The organism is Paenibacillus favisporus, assembly GCF_040545415.1.
Lineage (GTDB): Bacteria > Bacillota > Bacilli > Paenibacillales > Paenibacillaceae > Paenibacillus_AQ > Paenibacillus_AQ favisporus.
Window position 1 is genome coordinate 459,665 of sequence record NZ_JBEPLV010000007.1, and the last position, 16,243, is coordinate 475,907.

Consider the following 16,243-nt stretch of genomic DNA (forward strand, 5'->3'; position numbering starts at 1 on the left):
CTCTAATAGCGTTATGTATAGAAGACGGCGCAACTGTTACGATACACTTTGCTGAAAATGCGGTTGTTCCAGACCGCCCGTTGCCATAACATGGCGGTATAAAGGATGCAAGTTCGCGAACAAGATCCTGACTATAGATTAAGGGAGTTGACCCGTTCATGTCATCAACTGTTCAATCCGATTTTCTCACCGTCATCCGTGAGCGCCATTCCGTGCGATATTTCGATCCCACACACCGTATCAGCGAGCACGAAATCAAGCAGCTGCTGGAGCTTGCGGGCAGCGCTCCTTCGTCCTGGAATCTGCAGCATTGGAAGTTCGTCGCCTTTACCGACATGGATGCCAAACACAAGCTCCTTCCCGCTGCGAACGGCCAACGGCAGGTCGTCGATGCATCCGTGACCGTCGCCGTACTCGGCGACCTCGAGGCTAACCGGAATGCCGCAGCGGTCTATGGACCTGTTATGGAAGACGGGCCTGAAGATGCTTACGCCGGCTATGCTTCTTCCCGAATCCTGTTTGATCAAATCGATAAGGCCTATGCGGTGGACGCCTCCTCACCCTACCGGCGTGACGAAGCGATCCGCAACGCTTCTCTGGCCGCCATGCAGCTGATGCTCGCCGCCAAAGCGATGGGTCTGGACTCCGGCCCGATGGTCGGCTTCGACGCCGACGCATTCGTCAAAGCGTTTCACGTTCCGCCGCGTTATATTCCGGTCCTGCTCGTCGCGATAGGGAAAGCCGTCAAGCCAGCCAGGCCGACCACGCGCTTCCCGGTGGAGCAGACGATCGTCTGGAACGGATTTGATCCTGGCAGCGCTAAACTTTGATGCCGTAAGGCAGACCCATCATACCATATTTTGGAACTTGTATGGCTCTTTACGGCGAAATACCAAAAGAACCTCGGGCTCCCGCCCAAGGTTCTTTTTCACAACAGCATCGATTAAAAAATCGTCGGCACCATTCCCCCATCCATACGGATCGGAGCGCCTTTGAAGGCAGATGCATAAGGGCTGCATACAAAAGCAGCCAATCTGCCGATTTCAAACGGCCGGATAAACCGCTGAATTTCGGATTGGGGCAGGCCTGCCGCCATAAATCTTTTCTCTTTTTCCGAGAAGGTCAAATCCTCGTCAGCGTACATCCCCTCAATGATTTGCTGCACATTTTCAGAGAGGGTCGGTCCCGGCATGATCGTATTCATGGTGACTTCGGTGCCTTTCGTCAATTTGGACAAGCTCTTCGACAGAGATAACAGCATCGACTTGGTCACGGCATACTGAGGCATTTGTCCCGAAGGCATCAACGCTTCCTCGCTCGCAATAAAGAGAACCCGCCCATAATCCTGCTTCAGCATGTTGGGCAGATAGAATTTGGTCAGCCCATTGGCAGCAAGAACATTCGTGCGGAAGTAGGTTTCCCATACTTCGTCGTCAACGTTCTCATATGGCATGATCTCATAGATTCCCATGTTGTTCACCAAGATATCAACCTCGGGGAACTTGTCAAATAAAGCTTCTCTTTGCCCTTTATCTACAAGATCGGCCGTCGCCTTCTGCGGAGAGGTCGCCGGGAAGTTCGCCTTGATTTCATTCACCGTTTGTTCTACCTCTGCATCGTTTCGGCCGTTAATGAGTACATGAACGCCTTCTTTGGCCAGCTCGATAGCAATGGCCTTTCCGATCCCTTTCGTCGATCCTGTAACTAACGCTGTCTTATTGTGTAATCCCATATCCATAACAAAAAACTCCTTTTACTCCGGATAGAGATAATATTACCTGACCAGGAGGGTTCAGTAACTAGCCTGCTGCGCCAACGTTCTTGCTGTACACGCCAATAAAACAACAGATTATCCCGACACGCCGAAGCAGGCCGAGGTTTGGAAATCTATCGAAAATCGGGCTCTACTTGTTGTCCTTCTGCTCACGAGTTCGCACTTACATGTTCAGCACGCCAATGGGATGGCGTATTTCCTTCCCAAAGCCGGAAGGCCCGGTAGAACGAATTCTGGTCTTCGTATCCAACCAGGAAAGCGACCTCTTTAATATCAAGCGAAGGGTCCGCCAAATATTCCCGTGCCTGCTGATGTCTGGCTTGCGTCAGCAGGTGCTTAAAGCTTGTGTTCTCCTCTGTAAGCCGGCGCTGCAAGGTACGGTCGCTCATCCCGAGCTCTCTGGCGACAGCCTGAATGTCGGGGCGCCCTGCCGTGAGGCTGCGCTTCAGAATCCATTTGACCGTCTCGGGGAACGAGCGGCTGCGCTTCTGCTCATCAAGCGACCGGTCCAGCGCGGGAGTCAGAATGTCCAGCAGTTCTTCGTTATACGATAGAAAAGGCTGCTCCAGATCTCGCAGGTGCAGCGTCAGCCGGTTGCGTGTCCCACCTACCTGGATCCGGCAGCCGAAATAACTTTCAAGGGTCTGGATATCACCCATCGGCTGCGAAAATTCAACAGACCGTGCTTGCACAGGCTGCCCTGTCCCCCGGCGTCCAAGCTCCATGAGGCATGCCAGCGTGATGCCAACCAGCACTGGCGGGCCGGACTCCCCGGGATGCAGCCAGCCCAGCTCGATGGTACAGTGCTCTCCCTCCTCGGTGATGCGCAGGCTCTCGGGGGGACACATCTGCTTGTACCGGGCCATCCGGTACAGCGCGTCACGGTAATCACGGGCATGATACGTCGCCAAAACGGTCGGCGGGTATTTCGCCGTTTCAAACACGGTCGCCAGCTGAATGATGCCTTGGGCGACATCGCCGGCCAGCTCGGAATAAGCCTGCCAAATGGCGAAATATTGGGCCGTGGTGACCTCGGGTTCTGCAATGATCGTAAGCGGGAGTCCTGCGCTGCGGACAACGTCATGCGGGGCAATCCCGAGTTGACGGAATCCTGCCCACAATCCCGGCGGAATTTTTATGCGTTCAGAAATATAGGAACTCATCGCTGCGGGCCTCCTTTAAGCAGTCGCATTCGTGGTAATCGGATAGGCGACCTTCGTCATGGATGTACAGCTATTATAGTACCTGTCCTTATCGCTCTGAAACCAGCAAAAAGTGACAAATCTTCGACAAGCCCCAGTCTAGGCTTTCCAGCCACGAATAGTTTATGATATAGAAAAAGCCAAATCAGGAGTTATATCATGGATATCGCGAAAAAAGAACTGGTGGTCAACCTCTGCCTTCTCTCCCTTGTTCTAAGCATTTTAAACAGTGCCCTTGTCGTCCATATCAACCATTCGCTGGTATCCGATACCCCATACGTTAGCGGCCCGGGGGATTTCGTCGTGTTTGTGTTCTTCTTTTTGATCCTGTATGGATTTCATGCCGTGGTAAGTTTTTTTCATTTCGCTGCGGCAGCATTCGCAAGAAGATCGCTTGTGACAAGACTTGCTGTTTTTAATGCAGCCGCGTTAGCGTTAGTTGGGGCTATTTATGTTTATACCCAGGATGTAACCGTATTGTTTCTGGTCTCTTCTCTCGGTATTTTCTCCTTAATCACAGCCGTAAGAAGCCGCAAAAAGGTTGATGATTAAGTAGTAGACACCAAAAGACCTGCTCCTGTACTGGCAGCAGGTCCCATGGTATGATGGCCAATTTACTCAAACGGATAACGGAGTCCCCATTGACCTCGGATCCGGTCGAGCAGCTTCATAATCGCCACCGACTCTTCAAGCGGAATGATCGAGCTTTCGGTCCGCCCCTCCGCCAGGCATCTTCCCACTTCCTCGGCTTCAAACGCATATCCGAGCGATGTCCGGTCATCTTCAAAAATCTCTTCACTGCCGTTGACATATAACGCAGCTCTGGTCGCGTTCAAAAAGGAAGGAATGCGAATATACCCTTCCGTGCCGTAAATGCATGCTTCATTATCCATATTCAGGCGTATGGCCCCGTTCAGCTGTGCGGTTTTGCCTGGGCCATAGGACAGCAGGAGAGAGAACTGCTCGTCCACGCCGGTACTGCCGATCTGAGCGGTACTCGACACTTCCTCCGGTTCGGCCCCAAAGATCATTGATGCAAAAGACACGGGGTAAATCCCGGCATCCAGCAGCGCCCCGCCCCCAAGGCTCGGATTGAACAATCTGCCTTCCGGATTGACGCCGGCACGGAATCCAAAATCCGCTTTGACGAGCTGAACGTCACCAATCCGCCCTTCGTCCAGCCATTCCCTCACTTTGCGGATGACCGGAAGAAATCTTGTCCACATGCCTTCCATCAGAAAAACCTTGTTCTCCTTGGCATAAGATACGGCCTCCGCCAGTTCGCCCGCGTTCACCGTAAAAGGCTTTTCGCACAATACCGCTTTGCCCGCCTTCAAACACAGCAGGACGTTTTCCTTATGTGCAGGATGCGGCGTTGCGACATAGATCGCGTCAATGTCCGGATCGTTGGCCAGCTCTTCGTAGCTGCCGTATGCTTTCCCGATTCCATAGTCAGCGGCGAATCGCGAAGCGCTGTCCATCGTTCTGGAGCCTACGGCCGCTGCCACCCCATTTTCCGCAAAAGCAAGATCCTTCGTAAACTGCGACGCAATCCAGCCCGTTCCCAAAATTCCCCATTGAATCGTTTTCGGCATGTGATTATTCCTCCTCAAAGTTAGATTACGAATGTTAGGCTACTAGTCATGGGTGATTTCATGACTCTCCAGTTTTCCGTTTGCATCGAACTGGCTATTCCTCATTTCCAAGAAGCTCCCCCAGCGAAACGGGAAATAACGGTTTGATCAGCTCGAGTACCGCTTTCGCGTACTCCTGGATTTCTTTTTGCGCATCATGCTCCAGCCGTTGAGACAGGAAGTGCGCGACGGATTGAACCGACGCCGTCCAGTACCAGCGTACATACATCCCGTAAGCGGGAAGGAACAACCGGGCTTGTTCCGCGCAAATGCCGTCCGCCAGGGCGGCTTCGTACTTGGAAATGCCCAGCTCCACATAACCCATCAGCTCTTGGGTATGCTTCACGCCAAGCTCCCAATTCACCTCTCCGCCGCTGCCCTGCTTGGAGTTTTCCGGTTGGAGCCTCCACTCGCCTGCCTTTGGGATATAAAATGCAGGGTCTTCTGTTATGTATCGCCGGCTTGATTCGTTCCATGCCTCCAAGCTGTCGCCGGTCCCCTCATAATGGGCAGACCCGACCACGTATTTCCACCATTGTCTGGCCACCATTAATGGGGCATAGACCTCAAACTGAACGATGGCATGGCGAAAAGGCGACGTATGCCCTTCGCGGGCAAGGAACTTGATAAGCCGCACGTCCCGTTCGTTCAACTCCAGCGACTGCTTGGCATAAGAGACACGGGCCGCATTCACGACGGTTAAGTCCGATCCCATATGATTCACTAAACGCACATAGCCCTGATCCAGCACTTCGATGGTCGACATACCGTCCTCCTTAAGTTCATTCTACAGAGTGCGGCACTCTTTCGATGTTTTGTTTTCGAAAAGAGGTCCGCTTTTTTTATTTCGCCATGCGGTCAAAGAAAGCCTTCCCGGCTCCAATCCTGTCCGCCGCCACACTCTACAAATGGCTCTGACGGCGCTGGCGGTACTGCCCCGGGGAAATCCCCGTACGGTCCCGGAACAGCCTCCCGAAAAAGCTCGCGCTCGGAATGCCGACCTGCTCCGCCACTTCCTGCACCGTCAGCGACGTCTGCTCCAGCAGGACCATCGCCTGGCTGATTCGCAAATGCTGTACATATTGAAGTGGCGTCATGCCCGTATACTTTTTCAAGCAGCGGGTGATGTGGTCGAACTGAAAATGCAGCGCCTCCTCAAGCTCCTCCGAGCGAAAAGGCTCATTCCAGCTGCGCTGCAGATAGCTGACCGTCTCCCGGGCGAGAGCGGCCGAGCGCGAGCCCGGCCTGCGCCCCAAATCCGCCTGCAGCAGCTCCAGCAGGTCGCAGAACAGCACCTGCAGCTTCAAGGACTGCTCCACGGCAAAACCGCGATGCAGTTCCACCATCCGGTCCAGCAAAGGCTGGAGCAGGTGAAAAGGAGCATCGCCGAATTTAGGCAAATACATCGTTTGCTCTGCCGGATGCTCGTCGCTGTCCTGCCCTTGAGGGAGCACCGCCGACCAGGGAATATCCTCCGCCTCCATCCGGCGCAGGGGCTCCGGGTGCCGGAAGTGCACCCAATACACCGCCGTCGGCTCCGAGCAAGCCTGTGTGCCCGAATGGGTACGTCCCGGCTCGAGCAGCAGCAGCTGGCCGTCCTGAATGACATATTCGGTATCGTCTTCCCGCATATACATGGCGCCCTTTTTGACCAGAATCAGATCGTAGGCGTCAAAGCTGCGGGTCTGATGCCGGCTTCCAGGCGCCCATACAGCGCGCCCGACGGTCAGAAGCGACGGCAGCGGCGGAATCGCCAGCTCGAGGCATTTCATGGGCTTCCTCTACCTCCTGCTCAAGTCGATATCGTGGCAGATCTTCCTCATCATTAAATTCATCCTAGCATAATATGCTGATCCGGTCATTTCTCAAAAGTCGATATCGGACAGAACAAAGTCGCTATTCCGCATGGAAGCGGTACCAATTTTCCTTTACCTTAGGGGTATGTGCAAAGCCGTTTTAAATCCCTGCTTATTGAATGGAGGAACATATACCATGCGTATGCGCCAGGTTCATCTCGACTTTCATACGTCCGAAGCGATTCATCCCATCGGCACCCGGTTCAGCAAGGAACAGTTTCAGCAGGCGCTGAAGCTTGGCCATGTCGATTCGATCACCGTTTTTTCCAAATGCCATCACGGATGGGCATACCATCCCTCCGAGGCGAACGTCACGCATCCGGGACTGTCCTTCGACCTGCTCGGCGCCATGATTGAAGCCGCCCACGAGATCGGGGTACGGACTCCTGTCTACCTGTCCGCCGGCCTTGACGAGCGGCTCGCCGTGCGGCATCCCGAATGGCTGATCCGCGAGCGCTTCAGCCGCGAAGGCGATCTGTTCACGCCGGGATACCACCAGCTCTGCCTGAATACGCCTTATCTGGACATTCTGCTGTCCCAGATTGAAGAGGTTGCGGCGCGCTATGATGCCGACGGCATCTTTCTGGACATCGTCGGGGTGCGGGAGTGCTACTGCGCCACCTGCGTAGCGGCCGCCCGGGAGCAGGGGATCGACCCGCGGGACAAAAGCGCCATGCGCCCGCTCTGGGAGCAAACTTACGCCAATTATACCAGCCGCGTTAAAGAAACGGTGCACCGGCACAAACCGGGGCTGCCGATCTTCCATAACGGCGGCCACATCCGCCGCGGACGCCGCGACCTTGCGCACATGAACTCGCATCTCGAGCTGGAGTCTCTGCCGACCGGGGGCTGGGGCTACGACCATTTCCCGCTGTCCGCCCGCTACGCCCAGACGCTGGGCATGCCGTTCCTGGGCATGACCGGTAAGTTTCATACTACCTGGGGCGAATTCGGCGGCTATAAGCACCCGAACGCCCTGCGGTATGAAGCCGCCCTTAGCCTGGCAAACGGCGCCGCCTGCTCCATCGGGGACCAGCTGCATCCGCTGGGGGCGATGGATGAAGCCACCTACCGGCTGATCGGCGCGGCCTATGCCGAGGTTGAAGCCAAAGAAGCGTGGTGCCGTGATGCCGTCAACGTCGCCGACGTAGCGCTGCTGTCGGTGGAAGCGGCCGGCACCCATCAGGCGACCGGCGGCCACGACAGCTTCACCGGCGATCCGGACGCCGGCGCGGTGCGCATGCTGCTGGAAGGGCATATCCTGTTCGACGTCGTCGACCTGGAAGCCGACTTCAGCCCGTATGCCGTCCTGATCCTGCCCGACCGGATCCGGGTCAACGATGCGATCCTGGCCAAGCTGGACAGCTTTTTGGCCGGTGGCGGGCGCATCCTTGCTACCGGCGAATCGGGCCTGAAGCCGGACGGCAGCGAATTTGCCATTGACTTGGGCGTTCGCCACGCAGGTGTCAATCCGTTCCGTCCGGACTACTACCATCCGCAGCATCCGCTGGCGAGCCTGCAGGAATCGGCGTTTATTTTTTATTCGGAAGGGCAGAAAGTGACGCTTGCCGAGGGCGGAACCGAGCTTGGCAAACGGGAAAATCCGTATTTCAACCGCGACGCCTTCACGTTCTGTTCCCATCAGCATACGCCGAACAGCGGAGAGTACGGCGGGCCGGGCATGGTGGAGCATGCGAACGGAATTTATATCGCCTGGAACGTGTTCGAAGATTATGCTTCCAAGGGAAGCCTCGTTTTAAAGGAAACCGTCCTGTACGCGTTGAACCGTCTGCTGCCGGAGAAGACGCTGCGTACGAACCTTCCCGCGCAGGGCGTAACAACAGTTCAGCATCAGCCGGACCAGAAGCGTTATGTCCATCATTCGCTGTACGCTTCGCCGGTGAAGCGCGGGCGTAACATTGAAGTGATCGAGGACCTGCTCCCGATCCGCGGAACAACCGTGGAGCTGCGGATTTCCGAGCCGGTCACCGGCGTATACCTGGCGCCGCATATGACGCCTATCGATTTCCGGCAGCAGGATGGCCTCGTCACGTATGAGCTGCCGGAGTGGCAGTGCCACCAAATGGTCGTTCTGGAGTACGGCCAGCCGGAAGGGAACTAGCGGGCAGGGGCAGCTATCTCTACCCGAGACACACGCCCCCATCTCACAAACACATGCTTCTCTCAAACGTACGCGTACTCGCAATCACACACGCTTGCTCGAAACGAAGCTACACGCATACTCGGACATAAAGGCTTACGCGCGTAACCCTATGCTGACGAAAAAGCACAGTACAGGTACGCGTAAACACATACTTACGCAAAAATACAAGCGGTCGCGAACATACATGCTTATACTTTCGCCTAAACCCATACTCTCTCCGAAACCAAAGAGCCCGGAGCGCTTCTAAGCTGCTCCGGGCTCTTTTTCCGTATTATTTCCGTCCGAAATCCGCCTTGATCTCGCCCCATTCCTCGGTCTTCCACTTCACGATTTTGTTCTCGTACTTGTTCTCGTGCAACCACTGTACGGCGCGGTCCGTCAGCTCCCAAATCTTCCGCGTCTTCTCGGTACGAGCAAGCGTCGTCGCTGGTTTCTTGTTGCGCACCCAAGCCAGCGCCGTCTTCGAGTCGGTGTAAATGGTCTTCTTGCTGCCCTTCTGCTTCAAATACGCCAGCGCATGGACGATCGCGATAAATTCGCCCAGGTTGTTCGTTCCATTTTCAACCGGCCCGACATAGAACAGTATTTCCCCGGTCCGCGTATCGACGCCTTTGTACTCGACCGGGCCGGGATTGCCGCGAGTACCGACATCCACCGAGATGCTGTCGTAATCGATCTCTTCCATCGAAGTTGCCGACACGGACGGCTTGCCGGATTTGGCTGCCTTTGTTGCATAACCTCCGGCTGAACCCGACGCCTTGGCTTTACCCCAGTTTTTCTTCCATCCGCCCGCATAAGCCGCTTCCGCCTCCGCGCGCGATTCGTAGGACTTGTATTTGGCGTCCGTATACCCGTTTACCTGAGCCTGGCATTCCGGCCAAGACGTATAGATTCCCGGCTTATGCCCTTCCCAGACGACGTAAAATTTTTGCTTTGCCATAACTAGCATTTGCTCCTATCTGCTTCTGCATCTTTTTCCCCATCTACAGTTACGTTCTTCCAAGCAGACGGCTATTGCGCAAGACCCGTTCCTTCGAACGCCCGGATGGCTTCCTTGATTTCCTCCGGCAGCGGAGTGCTCTTCCCGCTCTTCGTTTCGATCAGCACGACCGCGCCGCGTCCGGCCGCCTTCAGTGCTCCTGAAGCGACGACGGCATACTCAATGTCCAGAGAGGAGCGTCCGATCGACGCCACCCGCACGTGGAGCTGCACCGGATCGCTGCGGTACATTTGGGCGAGATACTGGCATTCGAGGTCGGCAACCACCATCACTTTCTCCTCGCCAAACAAGTCGGCAAACAGCCCGAGCTGCTCGAAGTATTCGATTCTGCCCTGTTCAAAATACATAAAATAGCTGACGTTATTCACATGTCCAAGCATATCCGTCTCGCAGTAGCGCACCTTGATCGGGATTGAAAAATGAAACTTTTGCAGCCAGCCTGCAGCATCCGGCTGAATAAAGCTTTCCCTTTTCATGAAAATGTCTCCTTTGCGGCCCGCTGTTCCCCTTCCAGCCGTACAGCACGTGAAGATTTCCCATCGGCTTGACGGCTTGGCCGGATCAGGCCCCGATTTCCGGCTGTCTGATGCCCATTATAGCAAAAAATGCTTCCCCCGTTCAGCAATTATCGCGGCGACAGCCCTTTTCCCCGCGTCGTATGATGTAAGGAAATCGTCAGACGGGGCCAGTGATCAGAGCATTCTGGGGACGTTATCCTCTGCCGTTTCTACGGCTCAGGTATTGACAGGATCGTGATTTGTTTTAACATGTGAAGAACAGCATGTATCCGACTGCGGATCAAGAGAGAGAGGGAACCTGATGATCATCGATATCGAGAACATTACGTGGAGAAGCGGACAGCATACGTTAATGAAAAATGTAAGCTGGCAGGTGAAGCCCGGCGAGAATTGGGCGCTGCTGGGCCTGAACGGCTCGGGCAAAACGACGCTGCTGAACATCGTCAACGGTTATATTTGGCCGTCCGAGGGCTCGGTCAGCGTGCTGGGGCACCGCTTCGGGGAAGTGGACCTGCGCGAGCTGCGCAAATCGATCGGCTGGGTCAGCAACTCCTTTCAGGAGCGTCTGTACGGATCGGACCGAACCCAAAACATCGTCGTCAGCGGCAAGCACGCCACGGTGGGCCTGTACGACAAAACGAGCGAAGAGGACTACGACCGTGCCCGCGAGTTGATGGAAACGATGAACTGCGGCCATTTGTGGGACCGCGAATATCGCACCTGCTCACAGGGCGAGAAGCAGAAGCTGCTCATTGCCCGCGCGCTGATGGCCGATCCACGCATACTGATTCTGGACGAGCCGTGCAACGGGCTGGATCTGTTTTCCCGGGAGAAGCTGCTGGACAGCATCCGGGAGCTGACCTTGCAGCCGGACGCGCCGACGCTCATTTACGTTACGCACCACACGGAGGAAATTTTGCCGGCGTTTAGCCACGTGCTGCTGATGAGACGCGGCGAGGCGGTCTGCAGCGGGCGGACCGATGACGTGCTGACCGCGGACACGCTCAGCGACCTGTTCGAATCCCCGGTGGAGGTTGACCGTCACGGAGAACGGGTATACGTGCGCGTAGCGGAATAGGCGCTGCGATTACAAGGCGGATCGCAAAAGGAGGGCTTCGTTGATCGAAGTTCCTCCTTTTTTATGCTTGCACCATCGAGAGCTTGTCCGGCTTCGCCCAGCAAAGTTTAGCGAATAAACCTGATGACATCCGGCTCAAAGTTCCCGCTCTGTAAGCCGATATACTAGTAAGGAAATCATTTCCTGAACATTGGTTTATATTTCGAGACAAAGGGGATATTTTTGCAGCATGAAAAAATGGTTAACCGTAGTACTCATCATGTGCCTTACCTGGGTGTACCTTGCGCCATCCGCGCCTGCTTCCGCCGCTTCGGCCGTCAAAAACGTCGTGATCGTCGATGCAAAAACCGGCTATTCCTTCCTGCCGGTCCGCTCCCTGAGCGAATTCGACGGCGTGACCACCCAATGGAACGATGCCGCCAAGCAGCTCGACATTTTCCAGGGCAACCACCGCCTGACGCTTCACCTCGCGCAGAAGTCCGCCGCTTTCGACGGCGCTAGCCTCGCTCTTGCCACCGCCCCGTTCCGCGAGAACGGCTCGGTTTATGTACCGCTGTCGCTCATCGTCAGCAAGCTCGGCGTTGAAGCCAGTTGGCAGAAGGACGATGCAGCCGTCAAGCTGACCAGGGAAGGAGTGGCACACTACCTCCCCTACGTTACCCGAAACGTGGGACAAGCCCTGAAAAATCCGATCGTGAGCGCACGCCAAACGTATAAGGTCGGCGGCAGATCGTTTTCCGCCCAGACGGTGACGATCGACCTGCTGCATCCGAAAATTCAGCTGGATGTCGTACTCGCCGGGAATACCCCCGGCAAGGTCGAAGACCTTTCCAGCATCGCCAAACGCAGCGGCGCAAAGGTAGCCGTCAACGGCACCTTTTTTGACGCTTATACCAGCGGCGCCTACAAGGCTCCTTACGGCTATATCGTAAGCCATGGCACCATCAAGATGCCAAGCCCCGGCGACAAGCGGTCCATCTTCGCTTATGACACCAACCACTTGGCGCGGATCATCGCCGGTCCCGATTTTGGCCAAGCCTTTGAGCAGGGCTGGATCGAAGGCGGCCTTCAGGCCGGGCCGCGGCTGCTGGTGAACGGCAAAGTTTCGCTGAACGTGAAGAAGGAAGGCTTTAAAGATCCAAAGATTCTTACCGGTGGAGGGGCCCGCAGCGCGCTCGGCCTGACCCGGGATCACCGGCTGATCCTGCTGACCACCGGGGGAGCTACCATTCCCCAGCTGGCTGAAATCATGAAGAAGGCCGGAGCCTACCAGGCCATGAACCTGGATGGCGGGGCTTCCAGCGGTTTGTACTATAACGGCAAGTACCTGACCACTCCCGGCCGGAAAATCAGCAATGCGCTTGTCGTGAAATTTCAATAAAACGATGGGCAGCCTGTCCTGCCTATCGAAAAAAGCCTGGAGCGAATTCATTTCGCCCAGGCTTTTCATATTCAGCAGTGTTATCGATCTATGATACCGTCAATAACGGAATTATTCGGCCGTTACTGCCTTGCCCGGCTTCACGTTCGCATTCCCCGACGGGGCGTTCGCTTCCGGTGTCTGGTTGGTGGAACGAAGCGGCAGTTCTTTCAAGAAGAACACGAGGACCAGAGCCACGATAAGCACCAGCGTACCTGTAAGGAACACGGTGGATAGCGTATCACCCAGCGCGTGCCGGATGCTGTCGATCATTTGCACGAACAGTGCTCTGGCTTGCTCCGGCAGGCTCGCTTCCGTCTTTTCGACCAGCGGCTTGTTCATGAGCGTCTGCGGATTGGCGAAGGCGAGCATGCCTTGTGCCGTCTTCGGATCCAGGGAACTGAAGTCCGGAGCGCTCGGCGACTGCAGCGCTTCTTTCAAATGTTTCGTCAAACTGTTCGACATCACCGTACCCATCACAGCGATACCGATCGTACCGCCAAGGTTACGGAACAGCTGCGTCGATGCGGTAACGACACCGAGCTCCTTATGCGACACCGCATTTTGCGTTGCCAGCGAGAAGACCGGCATCCCGAGGCCCAGGCCAATACCGAAAATGATCGTGCTGACGATCGTCATCGCGATGTTATCCATAAAGATCATCAGGCCCATGCCAATAATCATAACCGGCATCCCGATCAGGGCAAAACGCTTGTATTTCCCGATTTTGGCGATCAATTGACCGGTAATGGCACTCGTGATGACCATACACAGCGACATCGGAAGCGTGACGTAACCCGCATAAGTCGGAGAAATGGCCAGCACGCCCTGCACGTAGAAGGAAATATAAATCATGGCTCCCATCAAGCCAAAGTTCATAATAAAGCCGATCAAGTTCGAGACCGTCACCACGCCGTTTTTAAACAAATGCAGCGGGAGAATCGGTTCCTTCACCAAGGTTTCCACAAAAATAAAAATGAGTGCAGATACAACGGTGGCTCCAAGGAGACTAAGAATCTGCCAAGAGCCCCACTCGTACTCGGTACCTGCCCAGGAGAAGGCAAGAAGCAGCGGAACGATCGTCGTCGTCAGGAACAAAGAACCTACGTAATCGACGCTCTGTCCGTGCTTGCGGTCCACTTTCGGAAACAGCGTCAGAATCATAATAAAAGCGACAATGCCAAGCGGCAGGAAGATCCAGAACAGCCAGTGCCAGTCGATATGATCCACTAGATAACCGCCAAGCGTCGGTCCCAGGACACTGGAGAAACCGAACACCGCCGTCATGAGGCCCATCCATTTGCCGCGTTCGCGCGGAGGGAACAAATCGCCTACCGCCGTAAAAGCCGTCGATTGGATGATACCGGCGCCAATCCCCTGAATCCCGCGATAAATGATGAACTGGTACACATTATCCGAAGTACCGGTTAAGAACGCGCCTAACATGAAAAATAGGATGCCGATCAGAATGAACGGCTTGCGTCCAAACATATCCGACAATTTACCGACCAGAATCGTCGCAATCGTCGAAGTTAACAAATAAATATTAATCGTCCATGTATAGTAATCCATACCATCCAGAATCGCGATAATGCGCGGCATCGCCGTGCTTGTGATCGTCTGGTTAATGGCCGCAAAAAACATCGCCGCCATAATCGCGATCATGATGGTTACTTTACGCTTCAGCGTTAAATGCTCCATGTACCTCTTTCACCTCTATGCTTCATGATGATCTATATTCAAAAGCATTAATGAGAAGATCCTTCTCAAATGCTGTACATCCTCTTCGGACAACATTTCAAAGAACACCGTAATGATTTCTTGCTGGTCCTCAACGATTTGCCCGATCGTGGACATCCCTTGCTCTGTAATGGAGGTATACACGACCCTCCGGTCGTTCTCGGCCCTTTCCCGGTTTACATAACCCGAAGCAAGGAGCTTATCCGTCAAACTCGTTATGGCAGGAGACGTCAGGCCAAGCAATTCGGCCAGTTCGGATACCTTCTGTGGGCCCCGGAGCTTCAATGCATACAATACCTGAAACTGGGGAAAAGTCAGATTATACTGCTTGGCGCTGTTTTTGTTCCATTCATGGGACATACTTTTCAGCAGCGACCGGAACATCGCCGCCACTTCAAACAATTGTTCATTTCTGGACAAAGGGTTGACCTCCTTGGCGTGGTATGGATCTGTGGCCATCCGCGTCGTATTGCCGCAGTTACATTTGGACACTAATTAATTATTTGTTAATAGATAAATTTTTAATCAATTAGTAACTTAATCATTAAATACTTAAGTAATATTACGCCTCCGCAGCCGGATAGTCAAGAGGCGGTTTTAGGGAGACTTGTCCTTTTTTTAAGCAGAAACAAAGAGGTCCTCCCCTTTCTCGATTGGCTCCTATTTTTCTAAAAAGCGTCTTTTCAACAAAAAAAGCCACCCTTTGCGAGGGTGACTTTTTTGTCGATATTCGTCGTGCCTTTCGGCTGTGTTTCATCGACGGATCTCGTTTCCGTTTGACAACAGAGACCGTTTCCGACTCTTTTATTCCGGCTTAGGGTAATTGTGCGTTTTCAAAAATTCAAGCGCGTTGTACACCATGACCGCTGCTTCAGACCGGGTCACTTGATCTTGGGGACGGAAGTTGCCGCTGCTGTCCAGGTCGGCAATCCCCCAGGCGAGCGCCCGCTGAATAGCCCCTTGATACTCAGGAGTCAATTTGCTGTCATCCGCGATGTCTTTAGGTACCAAATTGATCATCGGCAAGTTGCCCTTCTTTTCCACCGTCTCGATCAAATATTGTGTGAAAGCTTCACGAGTCATGCCATGACTAGGCTCAATATCAGCCGGAAGGGCGATGCCATGGTTCGTAACTGTAAGAAAAGCAGGAGCAAACCAAGCGCCTGTCTTCACATTTGTCAGGGCTGCGGTTTCGCTTCCCTCGGCTGCCTTCGTAACCGGCACGTCAGCCAGCAAGTTTGCCAGCAGCTGAACGCCTTCCGCGTTTGTCATATGTGCCTGCGGCCGGAAGGCCGATTCACTGTCGCCCTTCAGCAGCTTCTGCTGCTGGAGCGCAGCGATTTTATCGGCACCGGCGACTCCCGCCAAATCCGTAAAGCCCTCTCCTGCCGCGAACACGGACCCGCCGATCGCCAGGGATAATGCCAGGGCTGCAACACTTCCTGATACAACATGTTTCTTCTTCATCTAGTAACACCTTCTTCGGGAAAATTTGGTCTTGTCTTTCCTACAGACGCAAAGAAAATATGGAAGGTTGCACCATGGGAAAATCTGCGGACTAGTTATAACCGCTTAAATCACACCACCGCTTATAACAAAAAAACGCCTTTCGGCGTTATCTTTTTAAGTATGGAGCGGGTGATGGGAATCGAACCCACGCTATCAGCTTGGAAGGCTGAAGTTCTACCATTGAACTACACCCGCAAATTCTCCGTGCAAGCCTTGAGTGCAGAAAGATCAAGACTTACACGAAGCCGTGCACGCGTATCGGGATGACACGATTCGAACATGCGACCCCCTGGTCCCAAACCAGGTGCTCTACCAAGCTGAGCTACATCCCGATATCTATTGTAAAAC

At 54.4% G+C, this 16,243-nt stretch carries 15 protein-coding genes and 2 tRNA genes; 5 read left to right on the forward strand and 12 right to left on the reverse strand.

Going from position 1 to position 16,243, the window contains the following annotated elements:
- The first annotated feature begins 158 nt into the window (after positions 1–158).
- Complete coding sequence (locus tag ABID47_RS28360; RefSeq protein WP_354501900.1) at positions 159–830, forward strand: nitroreductase family protein; 672 nt, start codon at positions 159–161, stop codon at positions 828–830.
- 113 nt (positions 831–943) lie between these two features.
- Here the strand turns inward: ABID47_RS28360 and ABID47_RS28365 are convergent, their stop codons facing one another.
- Both ABID47_RS28365 and ABID47_RS28370 read right to left on the reverse strand, forming a co-directional pair.
- On the reverse strand, positions 944–1,738 hold the full coding sequence (locus ABID47_RS28365) for an SDR family NAD(P)-dependent oxidoreductase (RefSeq protein WP_354501903.1): 795 nt from the start codon (positions 1,736–1,738) through the stop codon (positions 944–946).
- 185 nt (positions 1,739–1,923) lie between these two features.
- The gene (locus ABID47_RS28370) at positions 1,924–2,937 is read right to left on the reverse strand and encodes a helix-turn-helix transcriptional regulator (protein WP_354501906.1); all 1,014 of its coding nucleotides are present in this window, start codon (positions 2,935–2,937) and stop codon (positions 1,924–1,926) included.
- A 198-nt stretch (positions 2,938–3,135) separates the two neighbouring features.
- On the opposite strand from ABID47_RS28370, the gene ABID47_RS28375 reads away from it, so the two are divergent.
- Positions 3,136–3,528, forward strand: coding sequence for a hypothetical protein (locus tag ABID47_RS28375; protein ID WP_354501909.1), 393 nt, complete (start codon positions 3,136–3,138; stop codon positions 3,526–3,528).
- Positions 3,529–3,590: 62 nt separating this feature from the next.
- Here ABID47_RS28375 and ABID47_RS28380 read toward each other — a convergent pair whose 3' ends face one another.
- The 3 genes from ABID47_RS28380 to ABID47_RS28390 form a co-directional block, all read right to left on the reverse strand.
- Entirely contained in the window at positions 3,591–4,571 is a 981-nt protein-coding gene (locus tag ABID47_RS28380) for a Gfo/Idh/MocA family protein (protein ID WP_354501912.1), read from the reverse strand.
- A gap of 94 nt (positions 4,572–4,665) precedes the next feature.
- Positions 4,666–5,376 (reverse strand): FAD-dependent thymidylate synthase, encoded by a 711-nt coding sequence (gene thyX, locus ABID47_RS28385; RefSeq protein WP_076177058.1) that lies wholly within the window; start codon positions 5,374–5,376, stop codon positions 4,666–4,668.
- 136 nt (positions 5,377–5,512) lie between these two features.
- Positions 5,513–6,382, reverse strand: coding sequence for an AraC family transcriptional regulator (locus ABID47_RS28390; protein ID WP_089548607.1), 870 nt, complete (start codon positions 6,380–6,382; stop codon positions 5,513–5,515).
- Positions 6,383–6,602: 220 nt separating this feature from the next.
- Between ABID47_RS28390 and ABID47_RS28395 the strand changes: the two genes are divergently transcribed.
- Positions 6,603–8,588 (forward strand): alpha-amylase family protein, encoded by a 1,986-nt coding sequence (locus ABID47_RS28395; RefSeq protein ID WP_354501916.1) that lies wholly within the window; start codon positions 6,603–6,605, stop codon positions 8,586–8,588.
- Positions 8,589–8,901: 313 nt separating this feature from the next.
- Here ABID47_RS28395 and rnhA read toward each other — a convergent pair whose 3' ends face one another.
- Complete coding sequence (rnhA, locus tag ABID47_RS28400; protein ID WP_354501919.1) at positions 8,902–9,570, reverse strand: ribonuclease H; 669 nt, start codon at positions 9,568–9,570, stop codon at positions 8,902–8,904.
- Positions 9,571–9,641: 71 nt separating this feature from the next.
- Complete coding sequence (locus ABID47_RS28405) at positions 9,642–10,106, reverse strand: acyl-CoA thioesterase (protein WP_076177062.1); 465 nt, start codon at positions 10,104–10,106, stop codon at positions 9,642–9,644.
- A 343-nt stretch (positions 10,107–10,449) separates the two neighbouring features.
- On the opposite strand from ABID47_RS28405, the gene ABID47_RS28410 reads away from it, so the two are divergent.
- Complete coding sequence (locus tag ABID47_RS28410; protein WP_354501922.1) at positions 10,450–11,226, forward strand: ABC transporter ATP-binding protein; 777 nt, start codon at positions 10,450–10,452, stop codon at positions 11,224–11,226.
- 229 nt (positions 11,227–11,455) lie between these two features.
- Positions 11,456–12,607, forward strand: coding sequence for a phosphodiester glycosidase family protein (locus tag ABID47_RS28415; protein WP_354501925.1), 1,152 nt, complete (start codon positions 11,456–11,458; stop codon positions 12,605–12,607).
- A gap of 111 nt (positions 12,608–12,718) precedes the next feature.
- Here the strand turns inward: ABID47_RS28415 and ABID47_RS28420 are convergent, their stop codons facing one another.
- The 5 genes from ABID47_RS28420 to ABID47_RS28440 form a co-directional block, all read right to left on the reverse strand.
- Positions 12,719–14,347: an MDR family MFS transporter gene (locus ABID47_RS28420; protein ID WP_354501928.1), complete on the reverse strand. Its 1,629-nt coding sequence runs from the start codon at positions 14,345–14,347 to the stop codon at positions 12,719–12,721.
- A gap of 15 nt (positions 14,348–14,362) precedes the next feature.
- A complete protein-coding gene (locus ABID47_RS28425) occupies positions 14,363–14,806 on the reverse strand; it encodes a MarR family winged helix-turn-helix transcriptional regulator (protein ID WP_076177067.1) in 444 nt (147 codons plus the stop codon).
- A gap of 384 nt (positions 14,807–15,190) precedes the next feature.
- Positions 15,191–15,853 (reverse strand): S-layer homology domain-containing protein, encoded by a 663-nt coding sequence (locus ABID47_RS28430; protein ID WP_354501931.1) that lies wholly within the window; start codon positions 15,851–15,853, stop codon positions 15,191–15,193.
- Positions 15,854–16,016: 163 nt separating this feature from the next.
- Positions 16,017–16,090, reverse strand: a tRNA-Gly gene (locus ABID47_RS28435).
- Positions 16,091–16,153: 63 nt separating this feature from the next.
- Positions 16,154–16,227: transfer RNA gene (locus ABID47_RS28440), tRNA-Pro, on the reverse strand.
- Between the last annotated feature and the right edge of the window lie 16 nt (positions 16,228–16,243).

Coding starts and splice junctions, on each gene's coding strand:
- ABID47_RS28360 (WP_354501900.1), top strand. CDS start 159: ATGTCATCAACTGTTCAATCCGATTTTCTCACCGTCATCCGTGAGCGC.
- ABID47_RS28365 (WP_354501903.1), bottom strand. CDS start 1,738: ATGGATATGGGATTACACAATAAGACAGCGTTAGTTACAGGATCGACG.
- ABID47_RS28370 (WP_354501906.1), bottom strand. CDS start 2,937: ATGAGTTCCTATATTTCTGAACGCATAAAAATTCCGCCGGGATTGTGG.
- ABID47_RS28375 (WP_354501909.1), top strand. CDS start 3,136: ATGGATATCGCGAAAAAAGAACTGGTGGTCAACCTCTGCCTTCTCTCC.
- ABID47_RS28380 (WP_354501912.1), bottom strand. CDS start 4,571: ATGCCGAAAACGATTCAATGGGGAATTTTGGGAACGGGCTGGATTGCG.
- thyX (WP_076177058.1), bottom strand. CDS start 5,376: ATGTCGACCATCGAAGTGCTGGATCAGGGCTATGTGCGTTTAGTGAAT.
- ABID47_RS28390 (WP_089548607.1), bottom strand. CDS start 6,382: ATGAAATGCCTCGAGCTGGCGATTCCGCCGCTGCCGTCGCTTCTGACC.
- ABID47_RS28395 (WP_354501916.1), top strand. CDS start 6,603: ATGCGTATGCGCCAGGTTCATCTCGACTTTCATACGTCCGAAGCGATT.
- rnhA (WP_354501919.1), bottom strand. CDS start 9,570: ATGGCAAAGCAAAAATTTTACGTCGTCTGGGAAGGGCATAAGCCGGGA.
- ABID47_RS28405 (WP_076177062.1), bottom strand. CDS start 10,106: ATGAAAAGGGAAAGCTTTATTCAGCCGGATGCTGCAGGCTGGCTGCAA.
- ABID47_RS28410 (WP_354501922.1), top strand. CDS start 10,450: ATGATCATCGATATCGAGAACATTACGTGGAGAAGCGGACAGCATACG.
- ABID47_RS28415 (WP_354501925.1), top strand. CDS start 11,456: ATGAAAAAATGGTTAACCGTAGTACTCATCATGTGCCTTACCTGGGTG.
- ABID47_RS28420 (WP_354501928.1), bottom strand. CDS start 14,347: ATGGAGCATTTAACGCTGAAGCGTAAAGTAACCATCATGATCGCGATT.
- ABID47_RS28430 (WP_354501931.1), bottom strand. CDS start 15,853: ATGAAGAAGAAACATGTTGTATCAGGAAGTGTTGCAGCCCTGGCATTA.